This window comes from Paenibacillus tianmuensis, from assembly GCF_900100345.1.
GTDB lineage: Bacteria > Bacillota > Bacilli > Paenibacillales > NBRC-103111 > Paenibacillus_G > Paenibacillus_G tianmuensis.
Window position 1 is genome coordinate 20,675 of sequence record NZ_FMTT01000051.1, and the last position, 19,404, is coordinate 40,078.

A 19,404-nucleotide genomic window follows, 5' to 3' on the forward strand; every position below is an offset into this window, starting at 1 on the left:
TGTTTATACACAATGATACTGCCTCCCTGCGAAACGGGGGGCCTTTTCATTGGAACAACCACATTTAACATCATCCATCCCTCATGAAATTGACATTTCATTATCTATTTCTTTCTTTTGAAAACACAAATGACTTCCTTTGAAGATCCTTGATGTTGGTTTGTATCAAAACAAGATATAAGCTCCCATCCATTTGATCCCATTACATTAAGATCCTTTTCAAATTCTTTTATATCCAATGTACCTCCACTAAAGAAACCTTTTGTGAAGAACTTAAGAGTCTTATATTCCCACTGTTCCATAGTTCCAAATTCCTTCCTTTTGTCCGGATAATAGTGCACATTATCAATCACATACTTTTCTAAAGATTATTCCTCCAACAAACATATAGGTATTAATTCCAACCAAAATCACACATCCAGCGAGAAAATGGTTCATAATGTTGGGACGAGAAAATAATCCAAGTACAAGAAACAAGCTCAATAATAAGATATGCGAAAGTATTATATTCCATTTTGAACCCCAACTTATTTCTTTCTCTACATCAGCGTAGAGAGTCCCAATCAAAAGGGCTGCAAATGAATACAGTACAAAGTTCCAATCGCCATCTCCGTTATTTAACAATGAGAATGCAAAATACCAAAATGGACCGAGTATGATTAACTTAAGAAGAAACAAAACGATTCTTCGTTTAGCAATTTGCATCTTCTCACCTCACTAATGAAACTAATATTTCATTCAAATATACTTATTCTATCCGTATCAGCTCTGAAAAAGATAGAAAAACAGAAAATAGAATCCAAGACACATTACCAGTCGATCCATCCAAACGCCTACTTTTACAAGAGCATCCGAAATCGGTTGTTCCGGGCATCTCATGAATCACTAGGAATTAACCTAAAATTATTTATAAATCCGTTTATTTGAAGGAATATTGGTTCCATCCTCTGAGTATTAAAATCATAGAAGTAAATACCTCTTCCGTTATCCTCCTTTTCACTTACTCCTAAGAAATAAACCCCTTTTCCGTCTTTGGATAGGAACAATCCACTTCTTGCTTTTATAGGCAAGTCAATTCTCTGTCTCTCTCCCGTTTTTATATTAATTAAACTGTATTCTACTGGATCTTTGTTTATATGTCTTGCCGTGGCAATGAGAATTTGCTCTCCTCTTGCCGTTAAACGTAAGATTTGTTCGTTTTCTAACTCGATCACCGAACGTTGCTCCATGCTATTATTATCAATCTCCACGATCTGATTCTTGGGTGGGATTAGCTCTGTTTGTGTTCTATTGGCTTTTTCAATGTTTTTACTTTGCTCATTTTCTGAATAACTTGCTGCATATGTTTTGTTCGTTTCCGGATCATATGAGATGTCCCAGACTGTGGTATCCATATCGCGATCATTCACAGCACTTATTTGTTTACTTTGCTTATCGTAAAAAACAACTTTGAGCGGACGCTCACCCTTTTTCACTGCCGTCATAATCAATTTGTTTTCGGCCGTATGTGGTATAATTCTATTAATCGCGAATAAATCATTAGTCAATCGCTGGGAAGTTTTCGTTTTGTTATCATAGACAAACAATTAGTCCCCCTTGCCTTCTCCGGCAGCGGAATAGTAAATTTTGTCCTCTTTTAATGAAACGACCGATAACGGGTACTGGGATGTATAAGGTAAATCATCTACTTTGCTTAACACCTTATTATTGATGTCATATGTATAGATTCGCATAACCATTCCAGCATCGGTATCAACCCCGTTTACATATTCCGTATTAGTTATGGAAAGATAATCTCCCCTTTGTAGTTCTGCTGTAATCGTCTTGCTTTTTTCAGGTTGTACATTGCTCCTGGTGCTCGATGAATTACAGCCTATATTCAGGGTGAGTAAAATGATTATCACGACCACAGATAATATTGAAAACCAATTCCTATTCATCATATCTCCCCCCTCTCCAATCGGAGCCATAGACTAGAACAGCTATTCTCCTCCTATAGTGAACACACTCCACTTCCATATTACACCAAAAGGCTTCCCCAGTGAAACCATGTATAGGAACTAATGCCAAGAACATTGAATGGTTAGATAAAAGATGGTTATCCATGTTAGTATAGAAGTGAGGTGCAGCACATGGAGATTCAGTCCTGTCGTAAAGGAATACGAAAGAATGACCGGGGTTTCGGGCGTTCATCATAACGTAATAATGCACCATCGAATATCTTTATTAGGCGATCCTTGCCAATATTGTAGCAAGCCATTGAGAACACCAAACGCTAAGCTGTGTGCTAGTTGTCATATGGAGAGGTGAACGGGATGATCTATTTTACAGCCGACTTGCATTTTGAACATGAAAAAATCATGAAGCATACGCATCGTCCTTTTCGCAACTTGGAAGAGATGCACCGTAAATTAATCCAGAAATGGAATCAAAAAGTATCCTACACAGATGAGGTATATATTCTGGGCGATGTGACGATGAAAGGCGGTATGGTGGCTAATCATTATTTAACACAGCTAAATGGAACGAAATATTTGATCAAAGGGAATCACGATAACTTCGTTGATGATGAACCGTTTGACCAAAGCCACTTCGTCTGGATCAAAGATTATTTTGAGCTAAAACATGGCAATCATCATTTCATTTTATTCCATTATCCAATCCTTGAGTGGCATAAACAAAGGCATGGCTCCATTCAATTGCATGGGCACATTCACTCAAATATTTCGTATAACCTTGAAATGCTTGAACAAGGTATCAAACGCTATGATGTTGGAGTGGATGCGAATTTGTATGCCCCTGTGAGTATGGAAGAGATCTTGAAGACTTTGGAGGGGTGAGGAGTTTGAGAAAAACCATGAGAAAAATAGTTGTTCGCAACCAGACCTATTTTTGGAATCACAAAGGAAATCGGGATTTTGTATGTCATTCGACCTTAACGCTATGCACAGAAAATAGGAAACTGAGAATTATACTGAACTTTAAGGCACATGATACGTTTACAGCAGGTAGTCCGCTAAATGAAGGTTTAATTATGACTAGAGGCGAGGAGAACATTGTGATCAATCTTAATCAACCTCGTTTTGTGGCGGAAATGTTGCAGTATGTATTGGATCACAAGCTGGACGATGCGTCAGTCGGTCAGTATCATTTTAACGGGAATCACCTTTTGTTGGAACTTGGCTATGTAGATGCTGAAAATTATTTAGTTGATCAATGATCCTTATTTCATTACAGAGCTAGGTTGGGTGTTCTTCAGTGGCTATGAGGATGACGAGTTCAATGCGGATGGAGGAAGTAAGACAATGACAGACATTTTTTTCGCAGAGGAAAGCCCAAAAATGATAGAGGCATATAAAAAAGCACAAGAAACCTTCAAATATTTTTGGAGAGAGTTATCATGGGAGTACAGAAGAATCATTCCTGCACTAGATGTAGCTTGTGTAAAAGTTAAATTCTCACATATTATGGATGATAATGACACGCCTACGCTAGAACATATGTGGGTGAATGAAATAGATTTTGATGGTGAGAACATAAAAGGCGTATTGATCAATGAACCGAACTTATTGACAAATATTAAAGTTGAAGATGCCGTCATAGTTCCTTTAAGCCAAATTAGTGACTGGCTTTTTACACAAGGGGATAAAACCTTTGGAGGATTTACTATACAAGCCATGCGTTCTAAAATGAGTGACAACGAACGAAAAGAGCATGATGAAGCTTGGGGACTAGATTTTGGTGACTACAATGACATTTGGGTTGTTACTAACCAACAGGAGCGCCCTGAAAATCTGGAAGAACATCCAATGAGCAAAAATATGAGAGAGAAGCTGATTGAATTTCTACAGCAAAACCCTGGCGAGTTAACTTCAAAAGATGATTTAGGAAATACCCTTTTACATAGGGAGTCTATTGCAGGTAATCGCACATCAGTTGAAGTTTTATTGCAATTTGGAGTAGATAAAAATGCTAAGAACTACAACGGAAAAACGGCTTTAGATTATGCTAAACAGTTAAATTGGGAAAACATTATTCCAATACTTGAATGATTGACCGGCTTAGAGCAAACAGCCTGAGGAGCAGCAAGCGTCCCCTGTCGTGCAAATGATCGGCCAAGTTTGCGCGGCCGCTAAGGCGTTCGGGAATACGCTGCTCCTGCTGGATCGCTTCTGTTGGCTTTAAGCTTTTTCACTATCCAGTTCTATTTTCACGTCGCTTGATCCTGCCTTTGCCCTCGTCTATACTAAAATAGTAGGTTGTTCCATTTTGGTATTATATTGGAGGTGTAGTAAATGGCACGCGTACTGTATGTAACGATTCCCGCAGAAGGTCACGTTAATCCTACCTTAGGATTGGTGAAGGAGCTGGTCGACAACGGAGAAGAAGTCATCTATATGTGCTCAGAAGAATATCGGGCGAGGCTTGCCCAGACCGGCGCACAATTCCGGGCCTATCAACTGGATGAGCAAGTATTTAGAGAGCTTGGTTTTAATCCGACAGAATTTAAACACCCGCTTCACTTCACTGATTTTATGCTGCGAGGCATTATTGAACCCCGCATTCCGGAAATCTTAAGGCAAATAGAGAACGATTCTTTTGACTACTTGATTTTTGATTCGTTGTTTGGTTGGGGAGGGGCTATTTTAGGGGAAAAGCTGGGGATCCCGACGATCTGCTCCGTGACAAATCTGGCTTTTGCTGAGCCTCTAAGCCATATTGTAGAAGTGTTTGATGCAGTTGATTTAGATGTGGAAGCTCTTTATGAAAGAGTAACGAAGACTGCCCAGAGTATCGCTAGGGAATGTAACGTAGCTGTACCTGCCATTGAAGATATTACCCGCCAGTATGGTCAGTTAAAGGTTGTATTTACAAGCCGTGATTTCCAACCCGATGCTGATAAGCTTGACGATAGCTATATATTTATCGGACCTTCGATTACACCACGACTTGACGCTCCTTCATTTCCGCTTGAACAACTTCGATCTCAATATGACAAAGTCGTATACATTTCCATGGGCAGTATTTTGACCAAGGATGTTGAATTTTACAAACTTTGCTTTGAAGCCTTTCAAGATATTCCGGCTCAATTTGTGTTATCTTGCGGAAAAGACACGAATCTGGACTCGCTTGGTGACCGTATTCCTCATAATTTCATTATTGAGCCGTATGTTCCCCAGTTGGAAGTGCTTCAGCAAGCCGATGCTTTTATTACACATGCCGGCATGAACAGTACAAGTGAGGCTCTATATTACCATGTGCCGCTTGTCATGATTCCACTAAGCTCCGATCAACCTATTGTTGCGAAACGGGTGGAAGAGTTAGGAGCCGGAATTATTTTAGACAGAAGTCAGCTTACACCCGCAGCTTTGAAGTCTGCTTTGTTGCAAATATTGAACGAAGCTACTTATAAAGAGCATGCTCGGCAGATTGGGGATTCCTTACGTAACGCTGGCGGGTACAAAGAAGCCGCAAGCCGTATTATGTCTTTATTTTCCAAAGTCTAAGATGCGGCATCGCCATATATATGGAGTGCATGATAAGGAGAACTCCCTGAACAGGAGTCTCCTTTTTCACGTTAAATTTTAGATTGGCCAGGCGCGCAAAAACCAAAAAAATAACCTTAATCCGGAAGACTCCGAACTAAGGTTAGAAGATGTTCCTTCCAATTGCTCACACACTTTTTTATAAACGCAGGACTCCAATCCCTATAATCTGGCAATGATCATAAAACGTTCAGAGTTGGTTTTAATTCCTTTTTCAGTTTGATTTTCCGTGATGAATTGTTGAAGTATTGGATAATCAAATTCGTTTTGTCCGAAATTAGGAATGATTGGAGTATGTTTTAAAAGAAACATCAAGTCTTCAACCGTCTGATAAAATTCAACGACGTTAAATTCAAATGACTGTATATATGTAAAGCCCGCTTCGCTTAATTCGGTAATGTATTGATGTTTTAATGTACCTCTATTGGTCCCTAACGATTGCCCTCTTCCGAACGCTTCTTTAATATTTAACTTGTCATTTTCGCTTACTTGCTGAGTCAGGAATATACCTTCCTTCATCAACACTTTCGCTATTTCTTTAGCATAGAAAACCGAATGTCTACAAGAGACTACATTAAAGGAACGCTCAGGAAAATGTAGTTTTTTAGCGTCCATCTGTAGAAAACGAACATTCGCTCTGCCTGAACTGGCCAAATTGTTAGTTGCGGTTTCGATCATTCCAGTTGATTGATCAATCCCCACTAACAGCAATGCGGCTTCCGCTATTGATAAAATCGCTTCACCACCGCCTGTGCCAATATCCAGTAACAAATCCGATTTCTTGCATATCTTTGTTACTTCGCTGTAGAAGTCCCACTTTATTCCTTCCGAGATACATTTCACATTACTGAAATCCCATCCGTTGGTTTTTCCAACTTTATCATAAAATTCTGTATAGTCTAATGAATTCATTATTTTTCACCTTCCAATGAGGATTACAATCACAGAACAGATGACCGGTATCATTCGATGTATCGTTTCTGGATCAAAAGGACAGACTTCCCCCTTGATAGCTGGTACGCGTTTTTTCCAGCCCGAAAACTAAATACCTCGAACGATACGGAAGGACATCCATTTCACCTCATATAGAAAGATTGATTCAATTATAGTTGGAATAGAGTTTGTCAATCAAGGGGCCACATTGTGTTTAACGCATCTCTAAAAAAAGTTTGAGATGCTTAGGCGTGTTCTCATGATGATATTGCAGAAATGACCTAATAGAAACGGCGCTCTTCCAGCGGCACCTCCGAAACGATTTCGTCCAACCAAGCCTCGTACCATTGTAAAAAGGACATATGGTCGGAATCCTCCTCCTAAAGCTTATCAGGGAATATGCCCCCGTATCTCAGCCTATGGGAACATTATAATATTTCGGTAACCTCGTTTCATTTTCAGGGAAATCATGCTAAATTAGCACTATAGAATCTTGAAGGGATGTGACGCTATGTTTATTGTTAACGTAGAAGGTGCAGTCTGCAGGGATGATCAATGGCTTGTCATTAGGGAGCCATTCCTCTTGAACAAATCGTCGATCTTTCTCATATCAAAGAAGATGAAATTGAAGTGTATGATTCGATGGAAGATGCCGCGGGCAAAATTCGGAGGTGATTTATGAATGCAAGCTTATTAGACCCAAGGATCCACCCGGACTGGCTGCGTCCTCATTCTATCGAATGGTATGCGCAGCTCGGGAGAATAAAAGGGCAATATTCGTTTTCGTGGCACTCCACAATTGCCGAGCCTAACGCCGAAGCCATATTTGCAGAAGAAGTATCGCAAGCAGTTCGGGGCAGGAAAGTATTGGACATCGGATGCGGACACGGAGAATTTACGCTCCAATGGAGTCCCATCGTTAAACATATTACTGGTCTGGATATTACGAGCGACTTCATCAAAACAGGGAAAGAAGCGAATCTATCCAATGTGACCTTCATTACGGGAAATACGAAACACAGACTCCCCTTCGAGCCGGATGAATTTGATGCCGCGTATAATCGCAGAGGGCCTACCTCCTCTTACCTGGACGTTAGAAGAGTGGTGAAAAAAGGAGGAAAGATACTCGGATCACATCCGGGGGACGGCATAGCGGCGGAACTTTCGGAATGGTTCCCGAACTTGTTTGAGCCGATTTCGGCAGGGACTCCCCTCCTTGAGAATCTCAAACAGCGCCTTGAGCAAGGCGGCCTGGGACATGCCGAGATTGAAACGGTGAGAAGTATGGAATACTTCCATGAGCCTGTTGATGTGATCCGAATGTGCTGCTTCGGTCAAACACCCTCCATTCACGAATGGGTGATGGAGAAATGCTTCACCGAAGTTACGCGGAGATTCGAAATAAACGCCGCACAAGAGGGCTTACCCGTCACGTTTGAACGCTATCTGGTGCGGGTTACAGTTTAAAATTTGACTTACGGCGTTTATGAAACAATGTTACTTTGAAATGATGGCGTGCAAATCTCCCGGGTGATCCAAGGGCTGCCTGCGTTAATGCGCGGATTTCATCAGATCCGCTTGACGGGTTGCCATGGCCTCAACGATGGTAAATCCATATTGAAACCCGCCTTCTCGATAATATTGAATACCCCTCTTAAGGCAAGTTCAGACACGATTTCTCGGATAAGACCGTAACCCTCCCCTCTGTATACGCGTTATATATAGCGAGGAACGGAGGGATTGCATGGACTGGAATGGCATATTCATTATTGCCTTGGTGATTATTAATTTCCCGGTATATCGTTTCGTTTATAAACTGATTTTTTCCGATCCCGAAGATTTTGACGAATCGATCAAATATTCTTTTACGCCTAACCTTATCTCATTTTTTAGGGGGAAGTACTGGCAGGACCAATGGGGCACCTTCAAATTGCGGATGTATATATTATTGTGTCTTGCCGTCGTTGCTCTTGAGTATATGCTTTTGAGCGAGGTAATCGGGTATTTCCATTGATTGAGCCCCTTTCCTTGAGAAAAGGGGCTATCTTTCGGGCTCACTATGGATCATCTCTCGTCATTCGTGGTTTATCCCGCTATATTTACACCGCAAGGTTCCCCATGCTCATCTACTAATACATTAATGATATGATCGCCGCAAATGCCATCGTCTTCATAGCTCAAGGTAAAGCCTTCTGAATCGACAACCAAACACTCGATCTGCATTCGATTCACTATCTCTTCTTTTGTAATAGCTGCCCCTTTTACTATGTATTCACGATAATTACTTAGCACTTCACCGGCGGCATACTCTCTAAACATCATATCGTTCTCTTCTATTCGAGAAAAAATTTCTTTTGCATGATCTATGATTTCGTGCAGATCGTCTTCACCCGGATCTAACGCGAACGCAATTTCGATTTCTTTCCCCTTCAAAAGCTTCCAGCATGAATAAAAATCTATATCCCGGTCTTTAATAATATTTCCCCAGAACTCATCATGGATCTCCACATTGGTCATATTATCTCTTCTCCTGTTCTATTATTTTAAAGGAAATAACCATATACGCTAAAAGCAAACATCGATACAATAGCGGTTACGACAAACAAGCCTCTCCACCAGCTAACTTTGCCGTGGACGATCGTATTGCCCATATCCCGATCCCATGTTGTCATTCCTTCTCTTACTAGTCGAGAATGGCCAAGAATACACGCTATTAATTGGGCTATTCCTATACCGAGCCCCGTCCCTCTCCACCAAACCAGTCTACTGCGCTGAAACGCTTGGGACGTTGATAATTTCTGTCCTTGATGATTTCAAAATAGTAATCTTCAACATCCATTTCCCCAACGTCGTCCCAAAGATGGCTAAGCAGGCCCCTTCTACAAACAACCAACTAAAGGTTAACAGGATCGATAGCAACGTATTGTTTACATTATCCAGACTTTCAATATCAATAAGAGCCCATAGGAAACCGACAGTGATGCTAAATGTATAAAAATCGAAGCTTCTTGCCCAGAACCGGATCCATGGTCTTGGAGCCGGAGGCGATCCGTTGGAAGCATTCTCCGCTAAAGAATCTATGTTGATCAACAATCTTCCTCCTCATCAAACACCCGAAATTAACTCGCCCTTCCAGTCGACCAATACAATCTCCTGTTTCTCCGAATAGCACCAATCGATTATTTTTCCTACTAACAATGGTGTGGCGGGAAAATCGTCCCATGCGGGTGTCCACGCTCTGATGTAGCCGGTGCGCTGTAAACTATATCCGTTAAACTCTTGACCTATTACAACCAAATACGGACTTTTTCCCATCCTGCTTACTTGTCCAATCTCATACGCAACTATAAATTTCTTATCTTCAGATAAGATATGAACTTTGATTTTCCCCGCATCATCATAATCTGGATTAACGTACCAATAAAACACTTTGCCTTGACGAATAATTTTTCTTCTATTCTTTTTGCTTATGCCCATATTTCAACCCCCTTCAGAATCTTGGCCTCCATTTTCACCTACAGACCCCTTTATTACAGATTTGAACAGTAGTAAAATTATACCACATCCCGGGGTTTCGGGACTTCAATAATCAACATACAACGGGGGCCAACTCCGAGAGGAGGCGGCAGCCCCTCTTTTTTTCTTCGCTTGCAAACTATTTGCAGACTTATTACGAATATACCTATAAGCCGCAATGAACTTACGAGGTGAACTATGGACAGCGAGCAGCGCTGGATTACAAAGCTAAAAAGAAACGTCAAGGACCCGGCGGCGAATCGACTCGTTTCGAAATATTACAAAGAAATGTACGCCTTTATTTATAAGCAGACGCTCGATGGGGAGCTGTCGCTTGATCTCGCACAGGAAATTTTTATTAGCGTTCTCAAGTCGATTAAAAGCTACGACAGCGGCAAAGCGTCATTCCGGACTTGGGTCTATAAGCTGGCCTCCCATCGGCTCGTCGATTATTACAGGTCGAAAAGTTACCGCTACATGCAAATCGTCGAATCCCTTGAGGATTACGAGCTTGAAGACGGGCATGATCCGGCCGTGTCGCTTGAATATAAAGAAGATGTCGAACAAGTCGCTTCGCTTGTCAATCAATTGGATGCCGCTTCGCAGCAAATCGTACGGCTGAAGCTATTCGGCGAATATACATTGCAAGAAATCGCAGAAAGTGAACAGATTCCGCTGTCTACGGTGAAAACGAGATATTATGCGGCATTGAAATGGATAAGAAAACAAATGGAGGGGGACCGTCATGGATAAACAGAAATTTTTCATCCCTATGCCGGACGATCGGACGATTGAATCCGAAATCAATCAGATCGTTTCCGCCGCCGCGGAGCACAAGGAATCGTTCCTATCCCATCTGAAAGCCATGTACCGGCAAGTTGGCCTCGGGCCGTTATTCTCCGACCGCTCGGAACTGGTCTTCCTTCTATTAGCGGCCATTGCCTTGATTAGCCTAGTGTTTTGGGGACCCCAGCCAGGCCAGTCGCAAGCGCACGAGATGTACTCCTTGATCTTTACAACTTCACCGATTTTATTTCTCGTTCTATCGGTGTACACGTATGCCAATAAAATCAGAAACGTTACCTACGAAGTCGAGATGGCCTGTAAATATAATGTGTACCAAGTGATCGCTTTTCGGATGCTGGCGTTCAGCGTCGTCTCCATTCTGGTTAATGCCGTCATGATTTTCCTTATCGTCATGACCTACGAAAACATTCAATTTATCCGAGCGTTCATGATTTCCGTCACAGCCCTATTCGCTTACTCCCTCCTCTTCCTGTACGCCATGATCAAACGGCGCTCCGCCGTTGTCGCCGCGCTGCTGGTTGCGGGATGGATGGCGGGAAATCTGGCATTGCGGTATACAGGCAGCCGCCTGTACATCGACATGCTCCTCCATCTGCCGACTTATGTATATGGCGTCGTCCTGCTGGGCACCTTGTATGGTTACCTTAAGCATCTGAATAAGCTGATCTATTATAAACCTGCGGAAAGGAACTATTAACATGATCGTCGTCAAAAATGTGAGCAAATACTATGGGGATTACGCTGCTTTAACCGACATTAATTTGGAGTTTTCAAATGGGATCTATGGGCTGCTTGCTCCGAACGGAGCCGGAAAAACGACATTGATCAAGATGCTTGTCACCTTGATCGCGCCAAGCCAAGGGGAAATTTTGTGCGACGGCAAAAACATTTCCGATATGGGGGAAGCTTACCGCGAGCGGCTTGGCTATTTGCCTCAGCAATTCGGCTTTTACAAAAACTACTCGCCTAAGCAATATTTATCGTACTTAGCGGCGTTGAAAGGCATCGGCAAAAAAGAGGCTGCCGGAATCATCACGGAGCTATTGGACAAAGTCGCGTTAAGTGAGGTATCTGGAAAAAAAATGAAGAAATTTTCTGGCGGCATGATTCAGCGTGTTGGTATTGCCCAGGCACTTTTGAACGATCCGCAAATTCTTATTCTCGACGAGCCCACGGCCGGCTTGGACCCGAAGGAACGCGCCCGATTCCGGCATTTGCTCACAGAGCTTGCCCGGAACCGGCTCGTCATTATTTCCACGCATATCGTTTCGGATATCGAATCGATCGCTAATGAAATCATCATGGTCAAAAACCAGCGCATTTTATATAAAGATACGGTTAACACCATCTGCCATTCTCTCGACGGACAGGTATACGAGGCATCCATCCCTTACGAGCAAATGGAGTCATTCCGCAGCCATGTTGTCGTCCTGTCCGAAAAACAGGATAAAGGCATCATGTACATGCGCTTTGTCCATCCCGGTAAAGCGGAGGACTCGTGGCAGCCGGTTACGCCTCATCTGGAAGACGTCTTCCTGTATGAATATCGCGACGTCGAAGCGGAAGGATGAGGATGCGGCGGTGCGAATCTGTATCCATGAATGCAAAAAAGCCTTCACAGCGCCGATTCTTATTACGCTTATGGTATTGTTCTCGGCGTTCAATCTTTTTTTCATTTTCAGCAACTCCAACACTCGCGATGAATTAAAGGTAGCGAACGAATTGGCGAAAACCTATGATACACGCATTACGGATGAAGCCTTGCTGCAGCTTGAAAAAGATCTGAAGACCGATATTGCCCGGCCGCATGGCAGTGATGGCCCTGCCCTGAGCCAATTACAACTTAAAACAATGTATCGGAAGATGGCACAAAGCATTGACAGCGAATACGCCAGGATCGATTGGAATAAAATTGCGAAGTTTGAAATCCGGAAGTACAAGCTCAGCGGCATCGCAGCCGAAAGATTAACCGAGGAATACGGTAGATTGTCGCAGCGGTTCGAAGAGCTGAAGGAAAACGGTGAGCATAAAACGTGGTTTTTTGCCGGGAAGCCTTACAGGATGCACAGCTTTCTGTTTGCGTCAGTCTTTAGAATGATCATCTTTGAGTCACTGCTATTAATTGGGTTAACGACTGCTTTCATAACGAATTATGAGTTCGAAAACAAAACCTTCCTGGTCGCCTATTCCACACGAAGGGGACGGTCGCTGATGATCGACAAGCTTGCCGCTTCCTTGTTGACGGCAGCCGGAATGGTGACGGTTATTGCGGCCGTTACTTTGGGAGCTTACTTCTCTGTGTTCGACTACTCGCACTTGTGGAACAGCCCGATCAGCAGCGCCTTTAATTGGGAAGGCCGGGTGGATACACTTCCGTATGTCTCGTGGTGGAATGTGTCGTTCGCGGCTTATCTGTCGGGCAGCATCCTGCTGCTATATGTGTGCATGCTGCTCCTATCGGCGATGGTATTTTTTCATTTCGACGGTTGTGAAAAACAGCTATTTCGCTTTTTTTCTCTTTGCGACGCTGTTTGCAGCAGCTTTGCTTGCACCCGGAATCATGCCCATGTCTTCAAGCATGATTTTCATTGCGGCATACAATCTTTCCGTTCTGCTCATGAATCCGCATTTATGGTTTATGGGCAACGGCGGGTTAACGATGTTTAAAAGCTACGAATGGTTCACGATCGGCAGTTGGACGATAATAACAGGCGCCTTGTGTATTTTTATGTTACAACGGTTTAAAAAACAAGACATTTACTAAGGAGCAGCGTGATGCGGATATTATGGAATGAAATCAAGAAAATATGGAGCTGGAAAATCCTCCTTCTGCTTTTCGTTGTGAATATCGTACTATTCTTTCTTGTGATTAAGTTTCATATCACTTATTTTCCTAACGGAAGGCCAACCCTTGATTCATATCGCATTGGCGTGGACATGGTTATGAAATACGGAGCGGACATGGACGAAGCGGAATTGGCCGACTTTAAAAAGACGTACCGAGCACAGGTCCAGGAAGCAGACCGTTATTTGCAGTCGAGAAAAGAATTTGCGGAGGCGGGCATTCGGTCTTACGAGGATTTCCTCAACATAGACAGGAATAACGAGAAGCAGGGAGCGCTTCATAGCAAGGTGATGATCGAGGAAAAAGTAGATACGTTTTGGGAGCTTCAGGAGCGAAAAAGGCTCATTGGTTTCCACGATCGTAAGGGAGCAGTGCTCGATGCCTATAAAAACCACATGGACGCGAAGCAACAGGCGCACTTGGAACAGTCCATAAAGGCCGGGTACTATCAGGTGTATTCGGAAGTGGTGATGGCGAACTTCAAAGACTTTATCATCCCGGTTGCGATTGCGATTATGATAAGCATCGTGCTGGTTGTATCTCCGGTTTTTATCAAGGACCGCGCAGGAAAAATGCTTGAATTGCAATATGCGGCGAAAAAGGGCCGGGAGCTGTACAAGACGAAAGCGGCGGCGGGACTGATCTCGGCCTTCGTCGTGATAACCGCCCTGCTGACCGTCTATTTCGGCTTCTACGCGCGAAATCATACCTCCATGTTTTTCGAAGTGCCGGTCCATGCGATGATTGGCGAATTCTCTTGGTACGATCCTACGTTTTTGCAATACATTGCGCTGACCGTTATAGCGATCTATCTTTTGGGATTTGTTTTCACCCTGCTTGCGATGGCTTTCTCAAGCATCATGCCGAATTATGTTTCCTTAATCGGCATTCAAATTCCGTTCGTTTTCGGAATGATGATGTACGGGTTATCTTATTTGCTGACTAACATCATCAGCCTGTGGATGCCGCAATGGGTCGTACCGACCTCATACAGCGTGATGGCTGTTGTCGCTGTAATATTTATAATGCTGATGTGGAAGAGGGAGAAGAAGCGGGATATCCTGATGTCCTAACAACTTATACAAAAGGGTTCGGCCGTTTGACAGGAAACAATTGCTTTCCCTTTGGGGTGGGAAGTAAAACTTCATTTTTCTCGTACAGTGTCGAGATGACGAGATTATGGCCCTTCAGTTCGTGCTCCATGCTGTCGAGCAGCGTATCAAAGACACGGACCACATCTTCGTAATCATGCTTAAAATACAGCTTGCCGGATCGCCCAATCGCCACGACAGCGGGGTAATAATACCCCGATTCGCCTAAACAAAAGCAGTCCTCGTCCGCAAAGCTCACAATTTCCCTATAATCCTCAGGGCAGCTAATTTCGGCAAGGGCGTCCGGAATAAAGTTAAAGGTGTAATCATGCCATGCATCGGCAAAACCACTATTCGGTTCGTCCAGATAATATTTGAAAAAGACACTGTCGTCTATACCGGAAAACTCTTGAAGAAACGCTTTCGCACTGCTGAATAACTTGATGCCTTCCTCCTTACAGCGGTGCTCAAAGCCTGAAATATCCACATGTCTGCCTTTATACCATCCCGCTTTTTTCAGCAGCAATCTCATTTGTTCCCGTCTGCTGAGCTTCTGAGTATTTGGTTTCATTTGGTCTCCTTCCTTCTTGGCGATCGTGCTGCGATTTACGCCATAACGCCTCATCGTAGAAATCAACACACAATCCTTGATGTTTTGCTGTAAAAAGCTCTAAATGATCGTGATCATGCCCGCCGTTCCGTATAAAATAAGAGGCTCCGGTTCTGGACAGCGGTTCTAAACCTCCAGAAGCAACCTCGAATACTTTCTTGCTCCCATAAAAAAACAAGGTGTCGGCGTATTTTTTTATCAAAATTTTGTCTTTATTCTCCGCGTAGGTAAACGGGCTGCAATCCTCATATCCCAAATCTGAAAATTGACGCGGATTGCACTCGAAGCTTTTCAGCTCCCCTTTGGTTCTAAACATTCTTTGCTTCATCTCTTTCCAGAGCTTCGTCTTGAATTGGATCGAATGGTGCATGAATACCATGTCCAGATTTTTGTTATAGACGGAGAAATGGTGTAAATCTTTAGGGAGCAGTCGGGTTGTGCCAGGCACATAAATTATCTTGTCCCGATGGATACTTGCAGCAAGAAATAAGCATGCCAAATATTGCAGCGATTTCTGTTCTCCGAATAACATATAACTTCCACACCTATGTTCGAGAGCAAACATTTTATCCGTAGAGAAGTTAGGGATGAAAACAATATATTTTTTCGCCGGCAGATTGATTTCTTTTTTTACGAAATGCAGTTTCATTTTAAATCACCTTTAATTTATCGGAATCTCTCGTCTCGTTTTCCAGTATTAACGTATCCTGCTTCCATTTCAACAATTCGTAATCATCGGCATCAATATACTTACCTCGGTTCCTTTGCCTTTCTCACTTTTAAAGTCTATTTTTCCATCGAATGCTTTGATAATTTTAAAGGTTACCATTAATCCAAGTCCCGTTCCGTTGTTTTGCGTGGAATAAAAAGGAGTTCCCAATTTGTCCAGTTCTTCCCCCGACATCCCGCACCCATTACCACAAATTTTTATACAAATATCCAGCTGATCGGCTTGATAGGCATGAATGGAAACAATCCCCTGCTGAGACTTTGACGCTTCTATGGAATTTTTTACAACGTTATTCAGCGCCTGTATTAGTTTTGACTTGTCCGCTCTAACCCAAAGATCGGCTTCCGAATTCATTTCTACCCTTACATTATTCATTTGGGATAAAGGATAAATCAATTCTTTCATTTGATGGAATACATCTGCGACCGAAAGAACTTCAACTTTTTCAAGCTGCGGTTTCGCATAATTTAAATAATCGTTGATAACAAACTCCACTCGTTTCAGTTCAGCAATGGTAGTTTCCAAATAATGCTCCGTTTTCCCTTCCGCATCCCTTATTGCTAATTGGATAAAACCTTTAATAACGGTTAAAGGCGATCGAAGCTCATGCGCTATAGAAGAGGCTAAGTGACCTGCGATGCTTAATTTTTCTGAATGCAAGAGTTGTTCTTGCATCCTATTCGTATGAATCGTTACTTCCATCAAAAAAACAGACATACACATGGCGGCCGCTTGAAGAAGACCGACTTGGAGAACGGTGGATATATCTATCCCGCTTGCTTGGCTTTGGTAAATAACAGCACTTGAACACTCCCACCACCTGCGCTAATGGCGCTGAGGTGGGGAATTCTTGCGAACAGAGAAGCATCCTTCTCTTCTTGAGCAAGCGATCCCTGCGGTTCCCGCAGTTCAGTTGGTCTTCGCCAACAAACGCAGTCCTTCTTGCAAGATGTTCATGCTGGCATTGTGGTCGCGGTCATGGTGCGTGCCGCATCCTGAACAGGTCCATGCTCGCAAGTTTAGATTTTTCACTTCGGAATTGCGCGATTGGCATACATGACAAAGTTGACTGCTTGGATAGTTTTTCGCGACCATGCTGATCGTGCGACCATACCACGTTGCTTTATATTCCAGCATCGTGCGAAGGGTTGACCAGCTTGCTTCAGCAATGGACTTTGCTAACTTGTGATTTTTCATTAGACTTCGAACCTGCAAATCTTCCAGACAGATCGTTTGGTTTTCACGGATCCACTTGGTTGAGAGCTGATGTAGAAAGTCTTGCCGAGCGTTAACGATTCGCTCATGCATGCGAGCGACTTTTTGTTTCGCTTTTAGATAGTTAGATCCACCTTTTAGTCGACGAGACAAACGTCGCTGCCAAAACGCAAGTTGCTTTTCGTAGGTGCACAGGGGCCTCAGACTCGCAACGTTTTCTCCGCTGCTGCAAACGGCAAACGACTTGATGCCGAGGTCTATGCCGATGGCGGTATCCACGTGAGGAAGCGGCTGGATGTCTACTTCACACAAAATCGAAACGAAGTACTTGCCTGCGCCGCTTCGACGCACCGTAGCAGACAAGATCCGTCCTTCGATTTCACGGGACTTGGCAAAGCGCACCCATCCGAGCTTCGGAAGTTTCAGCAGATCGCAGGCAACGGCAATATTGCCGTTCGTAAACTTCGTGGTGTAGCTTTGGACGGGATTGCGTTTGCTCTTGAAACGAGGCGGATCGTTTTGCTTTCGAAAGAAGCGATCAAACGCATCTGCCAGACTGCGAACGGCGGATTGCAAAGCAATGCTGTCCGCATCCTTGAGCCAAGGCCATACTTTTTTCAACGCTGGTAGCCCGTTTGCACAGGTCTGGTAAGACAAGCCTCTGCCTGTTTCTTGGAAGGTGTCGTTCCATCTCGCAAGGAAGTGGTTAAAGACAAAGCGAGCACATCCAAACATCTGATGGATCAGCCTCGTTTGCTCCTCCGTAGGGTAGATGCGAAAGCGAAAAGCTTTATGATGCAACATGCGAGACTTATCTCCTTTGGTGATTTCATGACAATTATAGAACATATGTTCTCATTTATATACAAGAGATGCTGATTCATCTCCCCCTTATCGAAGAGGGAGTCTTCTCAGCCTTAACGATAAAATATCAAGAAAATCTACTAATAGATCCTTAATCATTTTGTTCCACCTCAAACAACAAGATAATATTTTTACTATAGCATCGACTTCCATAAAAATCCAATATTTATAGAATACCTCCAGTCCCATGCTCCGGGCAAGCTTTTGCTAACCCCATTGACATTGTTAATCTTTGGTAAATGTATTGTCACGACTTCCCCTCTACTATATGATTACATTGTAGCAAAAATATACAATTAACGGAGGGATTCCTAGTGAAAAGTTTGAAATCATTGCTGCTATCTACCGTCGTTGTCGCGTCTCTTCTTGCTGTTACGTCCGCCGCTTCCGCCCATCCGCTGGTCAATATTCATAATTACAGCTCGTTTGATACGTATAAAACAGCGTTGGACAAGCAGTTGACCATTGATTTAAACAATGCTCACGATCAATGGGAACTCGACGCATACTATAAACAGCACCGCGCTGATATTGCAACGGCAACGGTCTTTTACAAAGGTATGGGAACCGGGGAGTCGCGCTTAAGTCTGGTTAACTACACGACATACCCATCGTATAAGGCCGAATTGGACAAACTGCTTACGTACGACTGGAATCATGCCTTCGATCAATTTGAACTGGATCGGATCAGGGCTCAATATGATGCCGACATCGCCGCTGAAAAAATGTATTTCGAAGTGTAACTATCGTTAATTGTCAATCGAATCATCGATGTAACAAACTCTTTCGGATCATCCGGGGGAGTTTTTTTACGTGGAAGGAGCAATCGAAAAAAAGCCCGACTGGAGTGGCCGGGCATCAGCTACGAATTATATGAAGCGGCAAATTCGGCTCAAAACCAAAATTAGCGGTTGACGAATTCAAATGAGTGTAGAATGAGGATTAAAATGGAAAAACATCTGCAAATCCTGTATTGTTGTAAGTCCTACCAAAACAACAAAAGGATATGACAGATGCCACTCCAGTATATCAACGAACTGCTCGGATTACCAGAGCTAAAACTTCAAAAAATCGTCTCGATGGATGCCCAAGAAGTTCATCTGGAGGCATTGCCTGTAGCCACCAAACAACCTTGCCCCATCTGCCATTCTGAACAAGAGGTGAAGCGTGACGGCCGCAACAAACCGCGCAAGATTCGGCATCTGAGCATCTTTGGCAGAAAGAGTTATCTGCATGTGCCTTCCCTT

The 19,404-nt window shown here is 43.2% G+C and carries 25 protein-coding genes; 13 read left to right on the forward strand and 12 right to left on the reverse strand.

The genetic code is table 11. From position 1 onward, the window contains the following. Window positions 1-104: 104 nt before the first annotated feature. The 4 genes from BLO51_RS24190 to BLO51_RS24205 form a co-directional block, all read right to left on the reverse strand. On the reverse strand, window positions 105-302 hold the full coding sequence (locus BLO51_RS24190; protein ID WP_090675969.1) for a DUF4177 domain-containing protein: 198 nt from the start codon (window positions 300-302) through the stop codon (window positions 105-107). A gap of 43 nt (window positions 303-345) precedes the next feature. After that, window positions 346-705 carry a hypothetical protein gene (locus tag BLO51_RS24195; protein WP_090675930.1) on the reverse strand — a complete coding sequence of 120 codons (360 nt, stop codon included), beginning with the start codon at window positions 703-705 and terminating at the stop codon, window positions 346-348. A 170-nt stretch (window positions 706-875) separates the two neighbouring features. After that, window positions 876-1,484, reverse strand: a complete 609-nt coding sequence (locus BLO51_RS30565; RefSeq protein WP_245719795.1) for a hypothetical protein — start codon at window positions 1,482-1,484, stop codon at window positions 876-878. A gap of 102 nt (window positions 1,485-1,586) precedes the next feature. Continuing rightward, the gene (locus BLO51_RS24205) at window positions 1,587-1,970 is read right to left on the reverse strand and encodes a hypothetical protein (RefSeq protein ID WP_090675932.1); all 384 of its coding nucleotides are present in this window, start codon (window positions 1,968-1,970) and stop codon (window positions 1,587-1,589) included. A gap of 345 nt (window positions 1,971-2,315) precedes the next feature. Between BLO51_RS24205 and BLO51_RS24210 the strand changes: the two genes are divergently transcribed. The 4 genes from BLO51_RS24210 to BLO51_RS24225 all read left to right on the forward strand — a co-directional run bounded on the left by BLO51_RS24210 (window position 2,316) and on the right by BLO51_RS24225 (window position 5,507). Further along, window positions 2,316-2,840: a metallophosphoesterase gene (locus BLO51_RS24210; protein ID WP_090675934.1), complete on the forward strand. Its 525-nt coding sequence runs from the start codon at window positions 2,316-2,318 to the stop codon at window positions 2,838-2,840. Window positions 2,841-2,845: 5 nt separating this feature from the next. After that, complete coding sequence (locus BLO51_RS24215; protein WP_143006970.1) at window positions 2,846-3,220, forward strand: hypothetical protein; 375 nt, start codon at window positions 2,846-2,848, stop codon at window positions 3,218-3,220. Between the two features lie 85 nt (window positions 3,221-3,305). Next, the gene (locus BLO51_RS24220) at window positions 3,306-4,052 is read left to right on the forward strand and encodes a DUF2314 domain-containing protein (RefSeq protein ID WP_090675937.1); all 747 of its coding nucleotides are present in this window, start codon (window positions 3,306-3,308) and stop codon (window positions 4,050-4,052) included. Window positions 4,053-4,295: 243 nt separating this feature from the next. Then, complete coding sequence (locus BLO51_RS24225) at window positions 4,296-5,507, forward strand: macrolide family glycosyltransferase (protein WP_090675939.1); 1,212 nt, start codon at window positions 4,296-4,298, stop codon at window positions 5,505-5,507. A 201-nt stretch (window positions 5,508-5,708) separates the two neighbouring features. Here BLO51_RS24225 and BLO51_RS24230 read toward each other — a convergent pair whose 3' ends face one another. After that, window positions 5,709-6,458 (reverse strand): class I SAM-dependent methyltransferase, encoded by a 750-nt coding sequence (locus tag BLO51_RS24230; RefSeq protein ID WP_090675940.1) that lies wholly within the window; start codon window positions 6,456-6,458, stop codon window positions 5,709-5,711. 699 nt (window positions 6,459-7,157) lie between these two features. On the opposite strand from BLO51_RS24230, the gene BLO51_RS24235 reads away from it, so the two are divergent. Together BLO51_RS24235 and BLO51_RS24240 are read left to right on the forward strand one after the other, a co-directional pair. Further along, the gene (locus tag BLO51_RS24235; protein ID WP_090675942.1) at window positions 7,158-7,946 is read left to right on the forward strand and encodes a class I SAM-dependent methyltransferase; all 789 of its coding nucleotides are present in this window, start codon (window positions 7,158-7,160) and stop codon (window positions 7,944-7,946) included. Between the two features lie 277 nt (window positions 7,947-8,223). After that, entirely contained in the window at window positions 8,224-8,493 is a 270-nt protein-coding gene (locus BLO51_RS24240; protein ID WP_090675944.1) for a hypothetical protein, read from the forward strand. 71 nt (window positions 8,494-8,564) lie between these two features. Here the strand turns inward: BLO51_RS24240 and BLO51_RS24245 are convergent, their stop codons facing one another. The 3 genes from BLO51_RS24245 to BLO51_RS24255 all read right to left on the reverse strand — a co-directional run bounded on the left by BLO51_RS24245 (window position 8,565) and on the right by BLO51_RS24255 (window position 9,956). Continuing rightward, window positions 8,565-8,996: a DUF2262 domain-containing protein gene (locus BLO51_RS24245; protein ID WP_090675946.1), complete on the reverse strand. Its 432-nt coding sequence runs from the start codon at window positions 8,994-8,996 to the stop codon at window positions 8,565-8,567. A gap of 246 nt (window positions 8,997-9,242) precedes the next feature. Beyond that, a complete protein-coding gene (locus BLO51_RS24250; protein ID WP_167670317.1) occupies window positions 9,243-9,569 on the reverse strand; it encodes an RDD family protein in 327 nt (108 codons plus the stop codon). Between the two features lie 15 nt (window positions 9,570-9,584). Beyond that, entirely contained in the window at window positions 9,585-9,956 is a 372-nt protein-coding gene (locus BLO51_RS24255) for a hypothetical protein (protein WP_090675949.1), read from the reverse strand. Window positions 9,957-10,193: 237 nt separating this feature from the next. On the opposite strand from BLO51_RS24255, the gene BLO51_RS24260 reads away from it, so the two are divergent. From BLO51_RS24260 to BLO51_RS24280, 5 genes are all read left to right on the forward strand, one after another. Continuing rightward, the gene (locus tag BLO51_RS24260) at window positions 10,194-10,748 is read left to right on the forward strand and encodes an RNA polymerase sigma factor (RefSeq protein WP_090675950.1); all 555 of its coding nucleotides are present in this window, start codon (window positions 10,194-10,196) and stop codon (window positions 10,746-10,748) included. Further along, on the forward strand, window positions 10,741-11,499 hold the full coding sequence (locus BLO51_RS24265) for a hypothetical protein (RefSeq protein ID WP_090675952.1): 759 nt from the start codon (window positions 10,741-10,743) through the stop codon (window positions 11,497-11,499). The genes BLO51_RS24260 and BLO51_RS24265 overlap by 8 nt, the downstream gene beginning before the upstream one ends. 1 nt (window position 11,500) lies before the next feature. Beyond that, window positions 11,501-12,373 (forward strand): ABC transporter ATP-binding protein, encoded by an 873-nt coding sequence (locus BLO51_RS24270; protein WP_090675954.1) that lies wholly within the window; start codon window positions 11,501-11,503, stop codon window positions 12,371-12,373. Then, window positions 12,342-13,469, forward strand: a complete 1,128-nt coding sequence (locus tag BLO51_RS24275; protein WP_245719796.1) for a hypothetical protein — start codon at window positions 12,342-12,344, stop codon at window positions 13,467-13,469. Before BLO51_RS24270 ends, BLO51_RS24275 begins: the two co-directional genes overlap by 32 nt. A gap of 270 nt (window positions 13,470-13,739) precedes the next feature. Further along, entirely contained in the window at window positions 13,740-14,720 is a 981-nt protein-coding gene (locus BLO51_RS24280; RefSeq protein ID WP_245719797.1) for an ABC transporter permease, read from the forward strand. Between the two features lie 4 nt (window positions 14,721-14,724). Here BLO51_RS24280 and BLO51_RS24285 read toward each other — a convergent pair whose 3' ends face one another. From BLO51_RS24285 to tnpB, 4 genes are all read right to left on the reverse strand, one after another. Further along, entirely contained in the window at window positions 14,725-15,270 is a 546-nt protein-coding gene (locus tag BLO51_RS24285; RefSeq protein ID WP_245719798.1) for an SUKH-3 domain-containing protein, read from the reverse strand. Next, window positions 15,236-15,997 (reverse strand): hypothetical protein, encoded by a 762-nt coding sequence (locus BLO51_RS24290; protein WP_174551312.1) that lies wholly within the window; start codon window positions 15,995-15,997, stop codon window positions 15,236-15,238. Before BLO51_RS24290 ends, BLO51_RS24285 begins: the two co-directional genes overlap by 35 nt. A gap of 69 nt (window positions 15,998-16,066) precedes the next feature. Beyond that, window positions 16,067-16,753 (reverse strand): sensor histidine kinase, encoded by a 687-nt coding sequence (locus BLO51_RS24295; protein ID WP_217266784.1) that lies wholly within the window; start codon window positions 16,751-16,753, stop codon window positions 16,067-16,069. Window positions 16,754-16,987: 234 nt separating this feature from the next. Then, entirely contained in the window at window positions 16,988-18,097 is a 1,110-nt protein-coding gene (gene tnpB / locus BLO51_RS24300; RefSeq protein WP_090675960.1) for an IS200/IS605 family element RNA-guided endonuclease TnpB, read from the reverse strand. Between the two features lie 374 nt (window positions 18,098-18,471). Here tnpB and BLO51_RS24305 point away from each other — a divergent pair, with 374 nt between their 5' ends. Together BLO51_RS24305 and BLO51_RS24310 are read left to right on the forward strand one after the other, a co-directional pair. Continuing rightward, on the forward strand, window positions 18,472-18,900 hold the full coding sequence (locus BLO51_RS24305; RefSeq protein ID WP_090675962.1) for a hypothetical protein: 429 nt from the start codon (window positions 18,472-18,474) through the stop codon (window positions 18,898-18,900). A 270-nt stretch (window positions 18,901-19,170) separates the two neighbouring features. Beyond that, window positions 19,171-19,404: transposase family protein (locus tag BLO51_RS24310; protein ID WP_143006971.1), on the forward strand; the 234-nt coding region annotated here is incomplete at its 3' end.